10 protein-coding genes and 1 pseudogene are annotated in these 13018 nt (G+C 56.0%); 8 read left to right on the forward strand and 3 right to left on the reverse strand.

The annotated features are described in order from the left end of the window. The 8 genes from M2416_RS06875 to M2416_RS06910 all read left to right on the forward strand — a co-directional run. On the forward strand, positions 1-1266 hold a 1266-nt coding region (locus M2416_RS06875; protein WP_310505756.1), incomplete at its 5' end, for a type VI secretion IcmF C-terminal domain-containing protein. Continuing rightward, a complete protein-coding gene (gene tssA / locus M2416_RS06880) occupies positions 1266-2852 on the forward strand; it encodes a type VI secretion system protein TssA (protein ID WP_259222884.1) in 1587 nt (528 codons plus the stop codon). The genes M2416_RS06875 and tssA, both read left to right, overlap by 1 nt. A gap of 366 nt (positions 2853-3218) precedes the next feature. After that, positions 3219-4973 carry a type VI secretion system baseplate subunit TssF gene (tssF, locus tag M2416_RS06885; RefSeq protein ID WP_259222885.1) on the forward strand — a complete coding sequence of 585 codons (1755 nt, stop codon included), beginning with the start codon at positions 3219-3221 and terminating at the stop codon, positions 4971-4973. Beyond that, positions 4937-6022, forward strand: coding sequence for a type VI secretion system baseplate subunit TssG (gene tssG / locus M2416_RS06890; protein WP_259222886.1), 1086 nt, complete (start codon positions 4937-4939; stop codon positions 6020-6022). The genes tssF and tssG overlap by 37 nt, the downstream gene beginning before the upstream one ends. After that, complete coding sequence (gene tssJ, locus M2416_RS06895; protein ID WP_259222887.1) at positions 6000-6545, forward strand: type VI secretion system lipoprotein TssJ; 546 nt, start codon at positions 6000-6002, stop codon at positions 6543-6545. The genes tssG and tssJ overlap by 23 nt, the downstream gene beginning before the upstream one ends. Further along, on the forward strand, positions 6545-7000 hold the full coding sequence (tssE, locus tag M2416_RS06900; RefSeq protein WP_123708335.1) for a type VI secretion system baseplate subunit TssE: 456 nt from the start codon (positions 6545-6547) through the stop codon (positions 6998-7000). Before tssJ ends, tssE begins: the two co-directional genes overlap by 1 nt. Positions 7001-7103: 103 nt before the next feature. After that, on the forward strand, positions 7104-8444 hold the full coding sequence (locus M2416_RS06905; protein ID WP_259222889.1) for a VasL domain-containing protein: 1341 nt from the start codon (positions 7104-7106) through the stop codon (positions 8442-8444). A gap of 258 nt (positions 8445-8702) precedes the next feature. Further along, the gene (locus tag M2416_RS06910) at positions 8703-8915 is read left to right on the forward strand and encodes a transposase domain-containing protein (protein WP_259222890.1); all 213 of its coding nucleotides are present in this window, start codon (positions 8703-8705) and stop codon (positions 8913-8915) included. A gap of 330 nt (positions 8916-9245) precedes the next feature. Here the strand turns inward: M2416_RS06910 and M2416_RS06915 are convergent. The 3 genes and pseudogenes from M2416_RS06915 to M2416_RS06925 form a co-directional block, all read right to left on the reverse strand. Then, positions 9246-9376: pseudogene (locus tag M2416_RS06915) on the reverse strand (phage integrase central domain-containing protein); the annotation flags it as partial. A gap of 160 nt (positions 9377-9536) precedes the next feature. Further along, positions 9537-10271, reverse strand: a complete 735-nt coding sequence (locus M2416_RS06920) for a hypothetical protein (protein WP_259222891.1) — start codon at positions 10269-10271, stop codon at positions 9537-9539. Then, the gene (locus tag M2416_RS06925; RefSeq protein WP_259222893.1) at positions 10268-13006 is read right to left on the reverse strand and encodes a glycosyltransferase; all 2739 of its coding nucleotides are present in this window, start codon (positions 13004-13006) and stop codon (positions 10268-10270) included. Before M2416_RS06925 ends, M2416_RS06920 begins: the two co-directional genes overlap by 4 nt. Between the last annotated feature and the right edge of the window lie 12 nt (positions 13007-13018).

A 13018-nucleotide genomic window follows, 5' to 3' on the forward strand; every position in this document is an offset into this window, starting at 1 on the left:
TCACCGCTGATTGCCTTAATGAATACAATCGCCTGGCAGGGGCAAACCGGCGAGCGGAGCGAAGGCCTTTCGGACTCTATCATCAAATCCGCTAAGGACCTGATGAGCGGGAAAGACAAACCCATAATTGACCCGTCTGCGTCAGGCCCACAGGGACCACTGGATGAAACCTTTGGCCCGCTGCTGACGCTGATGGGCAAAAGCAAAGGCGGCAATGTGATGTCGGCCGACAGCACCCTGAGCCTGCAAACTTATCTCACGCGAATTACCCGAGTGCGTTTACGCCTGCAACAGGTGGCGAGCGCTACCGATCCGCAGGAGATGATGCAGACCCTGGCGCAGACCGTGTTCCAGGGCAAAAGCGTTGACCTTACCGATACTCAGCAGTACGGCAGCCTGATTTCCGCAAGCCTCGGCGAGGAGTGGAGCGGATTTGGCAGCACGATGTTTGTACAACCGCTGACCCAGGCATGGGAAACGGTCTTACAGCCCTCAGCCGCCAGCCTTAACGACCGCTGGAGTCGCTCTGTGGTGGCGAACTGGCATACGGCCTTTGATGGTCGCTTCCCGTTTGCGGTCAGCAAAAGCGATGCCTCGCTGCCGATGCTGGCTGAATTTATCCGCAAGGACAGCGGACGCATTGACCGGTTCCTGACCACCGAACTTAACGGCGTGCTGCACAAAGAGGGGAGCCAGTGGGTGCCGGATACGGCGCACAGCCAGGGGCTGACGTTCAATCCGGCGTTTCTGCGGGCGGTCAACCAGCTTAGCCAGCTGTCAGACATTCTGTTTACCGACGGTAGCCAGGGAATCAGTTTTGAACTGCAGGCACGACCCGCATCTCAGGTGGTGGAAACCCGGCTGACCATTGACGGGCAGAAATTGCACTACTTCAACCAGATGGCCGAGTGGCACTCTTTCCGCTGGCCCGGGGACACCTTCAAACCCGGAACCATGCTGACGTGGACTTCTACCAGCGCGGGGGCGCGTCTGTTCGGCGATTATAGCGGCAGCTGGGGCTTTATTCGCTGGCTGGATCAGGGTAAACGTCAGCGGCTCGACCGCAGTCAGTGGATGATGAGTTTTACCGCTCCGGACGGCCGCACCCTGCAGTGGGTACTGCGCTCTCAACTGGGTAATGGTCCGCTGGCGCTTCTGGCGTTACGCAACTTCAGCCTGCCGGAGCAGATATTCAGCGTGGATCCCTCTGCGACCTCTCAGGCTCTGGCAAGTTCGGAGAATTTAGCCATAGATGGAATGGAATAATGACGACATTACAAAGTGTACTTCAGGCCTGCTGCGCCGATGAAAAGACGCTCTTGAGCAGTGCCCGGTCGCGCAGCGCTGACTGGGAGCGCTGGCTGAAGCCGATTGGCGACAATGAGCCAACCGGAGTGGATCCTGGATACGACGATGATTTTCAGCGTATCCGTGAAGAGATCAACAAACTTTCCGATACTGATACCGGCCTGATTTGCCGGCTGGCGGAAAGGCTGCTGACCGGCACCAGTAAGGATTTACGTGTTATCACCTTTTACGTTTGGGCACGTCTGCATCAGGATGGTGAGCTTGGGTTTACGCAGGGACTTGAGCTGATGGCCTCGATGCTGGAGCGGTTTGGCAGCCGATTGCATCCTCTTCGCGATCGCAGCCGTAAGGCTGCCCTGGAATGGCTGGGCAGCAGCCGTGTGACAAACAGTCTGTGTCTGTACCCTGAGGTTGATATGTCTATCATGCAGCGCATTACCGCTGCGCTGTTGCTGGCTGAACAGACGTTCCAGACGTTTGATGAGAAAGCCCGGCCAGAATGGGCAGGACTGTACCTGGCTCTGGATAACAGGCTGGTACAAAGCGGTGGAGCCAACAGTCTGGTGCCACAAACGAGCCGGGAAGAGGGCACGATTGCCGCGTCAGCGCCGGTGATGAACACCGTCACCTCGGGACGAGATTTGCTCGATCAGGCCAAAGTGTTGGCGCAATATCTTCGCGATCGACCGGGAGGCTGGCTGGCCGGGCACCATCTGCTGAAGTGCGTACGCTGGGACACGCTAATGGAACTTCCGCCGCTGGATGCGTCCGGGCGCACCCGCCTGGTGCCACCGAAGCCAGACAACAAAGCGCACCTCAAGCGCCTGTATCTGCAGAAAAGCTGGTCTGAGCTGCTGGAGCATACGGACACTTTACTGGCGCAGGGTGTCAACCACCTTTGGCTGGACGTGCAGTGGTATGCATGGCAGGCGCTGGCGAAGCTGGATAACGACACTGTACGTGCAGACATCCTGTGCCGCGATCTTAAGGGCTTACTGGCCCGCCTCCCGGGGCTGGAAGTACTGGCTTTCAGCGACGGCACTCCTTTCGCCGATGAAGCAACGCTGAGCTGGATAAGCGAAAGCGTGCTCGACGATATGCCCGGATGGAAAGATGAGCCGGTATCAGCCGCGGTTGCTGGAGGCGATGATGTACTAACGCTGGAGCCTGAAGTACTGGCGAAAGCAGACGATGAAGGCATTGAAGCCGCGCTCAACTGGCTTCAGGTGCAGCCGGGTTATACCTCCTCCCGGGACCAGTGGCTGATGCGCCTGTTAATGGCCAGGGTGAGTGAACAGTACGGTAAACACGAAATGGCACTGCATCTGTTGGGCGAACTCGACGGAAGCGCCAGGGTACTCACGCTTGAACAGTGGACGCCAGAGCTAATGTTCGAAGTAAAAGCCCGCAGGTTAAAGCTATTACGGGGTAGGGCCGGGCGCAGTGAAGCAGACAAAACGCGGCTGCAACCTGAAATGGACGCTCTGCTATCCGGGCTTATCTCACTGGATCCTGCTCGGGCAGTTGTACTCTGCAGCGGATGATATTACGCGCATCAAAATAGGTTTGAACTGTTCTATAAATATGGGGAATATTCATAAATTCCGACTTCAAATAATATATTTTGATGCTTTTGGCGATACGCCTGATAAATCAGTGCCCCCTCAAGAGAAAAACATTGGTATTGGAATTTAGATAATACTAAAAAGACTGGCGGTGATTTAAAAACTCTTCCGGAGGATTATGTTTAAAAAAGATAAAATTGTTTCGGTATCAATATTAGTTTGTATCAATGTCGTGTTGGCAAAGATTTCGACAAATCAGTAAATCCGAAGTTATTAGGTTTTAGATGCCTTTTTAGAACTTATTATTTCGCTATTCGGTAAACAAACATTAATAAAGACGAATCTATGGACGACTTAACCCTGCGTTATTACGACGCTGAAATGCGCTACCTGCTGGAAGCCGGGGAAGAATTTGCCCGTGCTCATCCTGAGCAGGCGGCAATGCTCAATCTGGATAAAGCGGGCGCGCGCGACCCGTTCGTGGAACGCCTGTTTGAAGGTTTTGCCTTCCTGATGGGCCGATTGCGCGAGAAGCTCGATGACGACCTGCCAGAATTGACTGAAGGGCTGGTCAGCCTGCTGTGGCCGCATTACCTGCGCACCATACCGTCGATGTCGGTGGTGGAGTTCACCCCGGACTGGGGCGAAATGAAGGAGCAGATGCGCATCGACAAAGGCTTTGAGGTACATTCCCGACCGATCGGTGAGAAGGGTACGCGCTGTCGTTACTCCACCACGAAAGCGATAGACCTTCAGCCCTTCTCGCTGGAACGCGTCAGCCTGGCGACCGACTCTGATGGCCGCTCGGTTGTCACGCTGCGCTTTAGCTGCAGCAAGCTGGCGGACTGGAGCCGTATCGATCTCAGCCATGTCCCGCTTTACTTCAATGCCGACGCGCCTCTGGCCTGCGCCATGCACGAAGCCTTCACCATGAATGTGGCCAGGATGTGGCTGCGGATGCCCGGTGATGTGGAAAGAAAACCGCTGGACGGGTATTTCACCGCGCTCGGGTTTGGTGATGATGATACCCTCTGGCCGAAGGGCAGCAGTAGTTTCAGCGGCTACCAGCTGCTGCTGGAGTACTTTACCTTCCGCGAGAAATTTATGTTCACCGGCCTGTGTGGGCTGGAGACCGTCGCGTTCCCGGCTGAGCTCCCCTGGTTTGAAATCGACGTGGTGCTGGCTGAGCGCTGGGAGCATGACTTCAGCTTTACCGGGAAGCACCTGCGGCTGAACTGCGTACCGGTAATTAACCTGTTTCCACTGGAATCCGATCCGCTGACGCTCAACTCGTTGCAGACGGAATACATGCTGCGCCCAATGCGGGTACAGGATGGTCATACCGAGATTTACGCCGTGGATTCGGTGATGTCATCAAGCCAGCATACCTACGTCCCGTTCTCGAGCTTTCGCCACAGGGGCGGGATGATGCGCCATGAAGCGCCGGAATACTACTATCACACCCGCCTACGCCGCGGACCGTCCGGTCTGCATAACACCTGGCTAATTCTTGGTGGCGAAGCGTTTGATACCCATACCGTGCCGATAGATGAAAGCCTGTCCCTGACGCTCACCGGCACCAACGGTCAGCTGCCTCGTCGGGCCCTGCAAAGCACCGTGCTCGATACGGTGGTGAAAACTACCTCAGTCAGCATCGCTGTTCGCAACCTGTGTGCGCCGACGCTGCCTTGCTATCCACCGGATAGGGATCGCTTTCACTGGCGTGTGCTAAGCCATCTTGGCAGCGGTTTTCTCTCGATGATGGATAACGCAGAGGTGCTCCGCGGTACCCTGGCGCTGTATGAGTGGACAGACAGCGAGATGAACCGGCGCCGTCTGGAGGCCATTATCGATGTAAAGCACAGCGAAACCGAGCGTTTTGAGCAGGGCTACCTGGTACGCGGCGTGCAGATTGACGTCATGCTCGATAGCCACGGCTTTGCCGGAAGAGGGGATATCTGCCTGTTCGGCGAGATGCTGAGCCGCTTCTTCGCGCTTTATACCGATATATATCTGTTTAATCGCCTGATTATCATCCTGCAACCGACCGGAGAACGCCTGGAATGGGAAGAGAAGCACAATCGCCGCATTCCCGGCTGACCCTTCAGCTGGAGGCAGATCTTCAGCGTATTAACTTTTACCGTTTCTGCCAGCTGCTGGAAAAGCGCCATCCGGGTAAACCGCTGATGGGCTCAACCAGCCATCCCGCTGATGATCCGGTACGCTTTGCTCCTCATCCGGGAATGGGATTTCCGGTCAGCGAACTGAAAACCGTCGAATACGGCGAAGACGATGACGGCAAACCAGCGGTCATTCGTACCACCTTTATGGGGATGTACGGCGTCGATTCACCGTTGCCGACCGCTTATCTCGATGACATCGCTCAGCTCCGGGAGGGGCATGAGGCACTCCAGAGCTTTTTGGATATCTTCAGCCACCGCATCCTGACCCAGTTTTATCGCATCTGGCGGAAGTACTCCTGGCCTGCCACGTTCGAGCCCGGAGGGGGCGACAATATTTCGCAGTCGCTGTTGGGGCTGGTGGGGCTGGGGATCCCCGGAACCGCAGAGCATATAGCCACCCCGGTGTCGCGCTTTCTGGCTCTGCTCGGCGTGTTACGCCAGCCCGGAAAAACTCAGGAGGGGATGCAGGCGCTGGTGAGCTTGCTGGCACCTGAGACAACGGTGCGGGTGAGTCCGTATTGTCTGCGGCCGGTGGAAATCAGCCAGCCCATGGGGTTTTGCGGCGAGCAGGATTTTCTCCTGGACGGCAATACACCGCTTGGCGACGAGGCGATGGATGCCAGCAGCCAGCTGCTGATTGCGCTTTCAACGGATAACCGGCAGGAAGCGCAGGGCTGGAAGCCGGATGGTCTGCTGTATTCGGATTTTCTGGTGATGCTAAGGGTCTATCTGGGCTGGCGCTTTAAGGCAAAAATCACCCTAACCACGTTGACTCGCTTGTTGGCTGCCCCTCCGCTCGGTGAGGGTCATTTCTGGCTTGGCATGAATGGCGTGCTGGGAGCTGAAGATCGCGTGTTCCTGGACGATATCCCGCAGACCTTTACGACGGAACTGGGTTACTACAGCGGCATGAACCCCGCTATACCACAACAAGGAAACCGATGTGTTACGTACAAGTTCGACTAAAATCGCCTGCTGGCTGCTGCCGTTGGTGGCGTTCAGCCTGACGGGCTGTGGGGTGACGCAGAGCGTCACTGAGGGGACTAAATCGGCCTTTAGCGCCATTTTTTACAAGAAAATTAAAGTCCTGCATCTCGATTTTATAGCGCGCGAGGCGCTGAATACCGATGCACGTGAGAGCAATTCGCTGTCTGAGCCGCTGGTGGTGCGGGTGTATCAGCTTAAGAAACGCAATACCTTCGACAAAACGGTATATCAGCAGCTGCTGAAAGAGGGCGATACCCAGCTGAGCGCTGATTTGCTGGCCACGCGTGATGTGGTCGTGAAGCCGGGTGGTGATGCGAATCTCGATATGCCAATGGAAGCCGATGCGCAGTTTGTGGCCGTTGTCGGGCTGTTCCGTCATCCGGATATGGTGAATAACACCTGGAAGCTGGTCATCGAACGTGAAGACCTCGATCCCGGTAAACCGCGTATCCTGGAAGCCGGAAACAACCATCTGAGGCTACAGCCCGTTAAGGATGATTAATGTCACAGGGACACAATACCCCCTCATTATATGAAATTCTCTACGGCAACTTCACCGGCGGCCTCGACCTCAACCACGTCAACGAGCAGGACCAGGCGATCCTGTCCGTGCTGGACAACATGCAGCGCATTCTCAACTGCCGCGCCGGCACGCTGGCGCATCTGCCGGACTACGGCCTGCCGGATATGACCAAAATCCTGCAGGGTATGCCCGGTACCGCCCATGAGCTTATGGGGACGCTGTCGGCCGTTTTGCTCAAATATGAACCGCGGCTGAAAAGCATTAGCGTTATTCTCCTTGAGCAGGCGATCCCCGGCGAGCTGCGCTATGCGATCGATGCGGAGCTGAAAGGGGTGGGGCTGGTGCGCTATGGTACCGAGTTTATGCCCGAGGGGCGGATATTCATTCGCCACCTAAAGCAACAGCATTATTTCGACAGAAATCCCCGCATGTAGGGATGCCGGGCAGGCCGGCACGACATCTTCCTCGGGACGAATGACCGCCAGCTCCCGGAGTGAATCGCCAATCTCTGTCTGCCAATCCATGGATGAATTCATTATGAAAAGCACAGAACCCCAAGATATTCGCACGGGCGGCGATCCGCGCCCGTTTCCTGACTTCATCGCCCTTCGCGATGAAATTAGCAAGCAGACGCATCCCGCCAGGCCTGATATTCACTGGGAGCGGGTGGAGAAATTGTCGCTGGCGCTGTTTGATAAAAACGGGATTGAGCTGCAGACAGGGGCCTGGTACACCCTGGCGCGCAGCCATCTGGCACGGGTGGAGGGCATGAACGAAGGGCTGAAGCTCGTTGCGACGATGCTCCGTCGCCAGTGGGCGCAGTACTGGCCACGAGCCAGCCACCCACGGGCAGAAATTCTCTCAGGGCTGTTTCAGCGGCTGCAGAAAGTGTTTCGCACCTTTACCCTGAGCCATGAGGATTATCATCCGCTCCTGCAACTGGAGTCGACGCTTGATTCCCTGAGCAGCATCCTTGCCCGTCAGGAACTGCTGCAGATAAGCCAGATAGAGCCGCTGGTGCAGCAGGTATGCAGCGCGTTGACGCGCGTGGAAAATGCGCCAGAGCCACAATTATTATCCGCTGCAGCCATTACTCTTCCTGCCGTGCAGGTTCCGCCGATCGGATTGAACGAATCAACACCGGAGCCCCGGCGGCCGGATGCAATCCCGCCGGGTTCCGCCGTCGCCGTTAACAGGATCCACAAAACGGCGCCTGCGCCAAAGCGGGTCGGCCTATTCGCCTGCGGAATGCTGACGGCCTTTGCGTTGAGTGCCGCAGTCTTTATCGGCGGGCACTATCTGGCTCGCTCGGATCCAGCGGGTCAACAGCCCGACAGCAGCCAGCAGCCGCTACCCTGGCTGCCCGGCGCGGCGGCAGGCGAGACGTTCAGCTCTTCTGGCTCAGCCGCCGGCTGGCTGAAGGATGCCTCGCTGAGGTTAGAGGCGCTTTCTGCCCTCCCGCCTGACTGGCATCTTCGCTATGGTCAGGATTTGATAAACCAGGCTTATGCACTGTGGCCGGGGCTTCCCGAAACTGAAGAGTTGGGTACTCTGTGGCGGCAAAAGCTTGCCCTGAACGGGACGCCCGATGATTCGCTGGCGGGCTGGCATCAGGGCATGCGCAGGCTCCAGAGCCTGAGCGAGCAGCTTAACGCGCTGGATGGGCAAAAGGGGAGATACCTGACGGTCAGCGAGCTGAAATCGCAGGTGTTTGCAGCCGTTCAGGCATTTAATCAGTCGGTGCCGGTGGAGGAGCAGCTCCGGCAGATAGCTGCACGACAGGTGTCGGGGATGATCCCGCAGGCGCAGAAACTGGAGGTGGAGCAGCACCTGCAGCAGCTCATCATCCGATACTCGGCGCTAACCAACAGGGAATAGCGTTGCTCTCCGGGGAGCTTGTTCGCCACGCAACCGGGTAATTGTTCCGCAGTCAGCCCGCCGCTGACCCATCGCTGAATAGCCTCGTAAACAAGCGCCCGAGGCATTTTTACGCACTGCGCAGAGCGGCCTGCAGTATCATCCGCGTCAGAAACAAAAAACCACGCCATGGCATAATACCGATCAGTTAAGGATCGGTTGACCGATCCAGTGGCTGTGTAAGAATCCGGAAATGCTTACCCGTTTCCGGATTCTTTTATGCTTCTAAGTCAGGCACTCAACACCGTTCATAATTTTACGCCGGAGGCGTTTTCCACTCTTTCTGAGCTTCTTTCACCTGAAATTATTGATGAATGCCTCGCCGACACGGGGATTGTCACTGTACGTAAACGTCGGCTTACGATGGAGATGATGGTCTGGGTCATTGTACTCATTGTTGTACTCATTTTGGAGTTGGCTCACATTGCGTAATGCAAAGGCCGTAGATTCGCCCCCCTATTATCGGCACCATTTCAACTTCCCAAAACGTCCGTATTAGTCCGTAAGTGATCTGATTTATAAGTTTTTTTTACTTTATGTCCATAATAATCCGTAACCATCCAGGGGAATTCGATACTGAATGTGTATAGGATTGTGTATATGTTCCTGTTCGGTCTTGGACTCCTATACACATGCCTTTAAACGATATGCAGATTCGCCGCGCTAAGCCTTAAACGAAAGGTGATCCTACCCACGTAATGTGGACACCGCCCTAAGTGAGGTTTTCGTTTTCAAATTGTTCCGGGCTGAGGCCGCCACAGGCACTGTGACGACTGCCAGGTCGAAAACGGATGAGAAACGGTGCGCCGGGCTTTCATGGCAACGGCTGGTGCTCCTTGTTTAGCCGTATCCTGAAATCTCTTAAGAATGTGGTGCGGGGCGATCTCTCTGACCGATTGCGGGGAAAACCATTAGGCTCAGATATATCCCACCCCAGTTTCAGCCCCGCAACCAGTGCATCCAAGTCAATAATTTCATTGTTGCCCTGGAAGGTGTAATGCCCGTTCAGCAAAATGTGCTAGCCAGGCTAGCCAGGCTAGCCGGGGGCAGGGATCACTTCTCATTCAAGAGTTTTACCAACTGGTTAATGCCGTCCAGCGATTTTTGCCAGCCAGGCATCCCATCCCAGCATGCCGGAGCGGGAGTGGTTTTGACATACAGGGTCGGAACATCATTAATCAAAAAACCGCCGCTGCGCAGGTAAAAGCCCTGCAGATCGCAAATGCGGCTGTATTTACCCGCCCCTGGCGTCATGAAACTGGCAATTTTTTGCAGGTCCGAGCGGGTGGCTGCCAGCCCTTTTTCTGAGGTATTACTTCTTATCTCATCAGCTACCTGCGCAATGGTGCCTGCCTCGATAGCGTCATCCAGGTTGACGAATTTCCCCTGTCTTACCCAACTGGCCAGGTAGCCTGTACAGGTTTTGGCTTTTTCAGTGGCACAGTTGAGCGGTGTCAGCAGGCTGGGGCGAAAATCGACCGTCGCCAGCCCGGATTGTTTCACCTTTGTCAGATTGCTGACTTCCTCATTAATCAACGCGTTGCAACTCTTGCCGTCATAGTCGGTATTCTGGCAAACCAGCAGGGCAATCGTAGGGATACTGGCTATCTGACAGGCCATTTTATCCTCACCTTTGGGCGTGGCGGAGCAAAAGGAGGAGTAAGGAATATTGGGTTTAATTTTGTCTATTTTGGCGGCTGCCTGAGAGAAATCATCGGCATAGCTGTTACTGACAGAGGCAAACAGCAGTGCGGCGATGCTGGCAGGCAAAAGGTACCGGGTATTCATCGTGTTGCTCCTGTGACTGAGGTTTCAGGGAAAGTGCCAGACGTAGGGCTGGCGGCACGTTGTGCATGATGAGTGCAAATGGCTTTGATCACCTGCTTAACGAGAATATCGGGTGCAGTATCTGGGGAGGATAAAGCAGGGCTAATCGCCAGTTGCTCCGGCTGTGTCACCACGCGCAGCGCTTCGCCGTACATTGCATGAAGCTGCTGCGCGAGCACGGAGTGCTCTACCGGGCAAACCATCGTCACGCTACCGTCCCAGGGGGCCGAGTATTTTGCGGGCGGCGGGAAGTGTTGACTAAAAGCTGTGCCATGGTGAACCGTACGGAGTTGTTGCAACCGCTGGACGTTCTGCGCGTAGTGTGGGTTGGCGGCAATATGTTCTTGCTGGCGACAGTAACCGGCACTCAGGGGATGATAAAGATGCCAGAGTGGGCGCCCTGTGTCGCGGGTGAAGGCCGCCGTGCCCAGCACGTTGGCCTTGTGGAACCAGGCATTATCCTCTCCCCCCCAACCCACAAACGTTTCATCCATACCGCCGTGGCGGAGGACAAAATCGGTCCGTGCCAGCACGGCTCCTCCCTGTGCGCCACTGCGTTGCTGGAACACCGGCGAACAGGTTTCTGGTTGACGTTGTTCAGCCTGCACCTGCAGGCTCTCTTCTTCGCCGAGGAAATTGATCGTACTCCAGGGGATCAGGCAGTCGAGTTGCCGCGCCTCGCACTCCTGCCAGGCCAGGCGGATAAAATCTTGCGGCAGCAGTAAATCCGCATCCAGCCACAATAGGTAGCGGGTATGCACAAAAGGTAAGGCGATATTCAGAGCCCGCGCTTTACTAAATGGCGATGATGTACAGGCGAACAGGTAGTCGTCGGCAAGCTTCGTCGCAACGGCCTGCGCATGAGGCTGGTTATCCAATTCGACGACCAGCACGCGGCGCACGTCAGGCTGCTGTTTAAGCCCTGCCAGCATACATTGCAATGCCGCTATCCGGGGTTTTCCGGCGAACGGCACTATAATGCTCACACCATCATCGAGCTCTGCGGGCGTCGCCAGATGTGGCACGGTGGACGTGTTACGAAGTAGCGGCGCCCGTGGATGCAGAGAAGGCGGTGTGTTACCCAACAGCGCCTGTATCGCCGGCAACCAGAATTGCGGCCATTGCTCGGCAAAATCCCAGTGTTGTTGTAGCCAGGCCCGGTTTTGCAAGCCGCGCTCGCGCAGGCGCTGGGGGCCAAGTATTATCAGCTCGATGAGGACATTTTCCAGCGTATCCAGGCTGGCGCAAACAAAAGGGGAGCTGGCGTCAGGGGCACACTGCTGTAAAACGGCGGCAATATCGGGTTTAAGCCCTAAACCATTGACCACCACAGCACCTGCCGCCAGGCCTTCCAGGCTGTTGCGATGGTAGCTGCCGGTGACACACTCATCGATAACGATATGCGCGCGCCGTTTCATCTCCATCGATTGTGTAAAATCGACCTGCCCGGTTTCCAGCGTCAGTAGACTAAGTGGATAGCGCTGTGCCAGTCGCGTCAGGATAGCCATTGTTCGTTGGTAACCTTTGCCGTGCCAGTACAAACGATGATTGGCCGGGTACACGTCATGTTTCACACTCGGCGTGTAAGCAATGGTCACCGTGGACTCTTTCTCGGCATCGTCAAAGAGCGGATTGCACAGTGGCATCGGGTTCGGTACCGCCCGCCACTGTGCGAACTCTTCCAGCGAGGCCTGATATTGCGCTACCACCAGCCCGGGCATGCCGCGCGCGACAAATTGTCGATCGACATTGCTGATGTAATTATGGGCGAGGGTGATCACCGGTTTGTTCGCCAGCAATGCCTTGTGCTGCGGCGCGGTAAAACCGTTATGCACGATCAGCAGATCGGCCGCCTCCAGCAGGGCGCAGGCAATATCCGGCTGTTTTTCCCACTCCACTTCACGCTCAAACCGCACGCCATTCCCATAGTGGTTTGTCGCCCATACGGTGCGGCACCGATGCGGGGTGTAATGTTCGATGCATTCGCTCAACAGTTTTGGCACTCCGACAACTGGCGTGGTGGCATAAGAGACGATATTCAGGGATTTAGTGCTTTTCGCCTGGCGGCCGAAAGCGGAAAGCGACTGGTACGGCAAGGTTTCGACAGCGCTGTGCTGGCTGAGGTTAACCACCTCCACACCATGGCGTGCGGCGGCATCAACCAGCCGGGCGTATTCCTGGCGGATTCTCGGCAGTTCATGGCTGAGCGAGTGACGCCCCGTTTGTGCGAAGAAGTGGTGATCGGTGAAATCCATGCCGATAAAACCGATGTGTTTAGCGCCCATGAACATTGCCAGGCACGCCGCAACGTAGGTGGAGTTACGGGTGTAAGGCAACGAATGACGGTCGTTTATCTCCACGCCGCCGTAATGCCCCAGCATGAAACGCACCATCCCCGGATGCGCAATATCCAGTGCAAGATGGCTGAATATCGCTTTCGCCTGCGATTGCTCGATATGAGCAAAGCGCTCGGGGGTGAACTGATGGCGTGAGTTGAGCACGACCAGGTAATCCGGATGAAATTTACGGCCAATGTCGTTTACGCCAATGGTCAGGTAGTGCTCCGCGTCGTGCAACTGGTTGAGGGAGTTACCGCAGCCGCACACCAATATGGTTTCGCCGGCGTGGCGCTGATAATAGTCCGCGAAATTTGCCGGCAGGGCGGGCGGTTGAACTAGCGACTGGGCACTTTCCATCGGCTTTCCTTG

Origin of the sequence: Klebsiella sp. BIGb0132, assembly GCF_024810075.1 — a bacterium.
Classification (GTDB): Bacteria; Pseudomonadota; Gammaproteobacteria; order Enterobacterales; family Enterobacteriaceae; genus Klebsiella; species Klebsiella terrigena.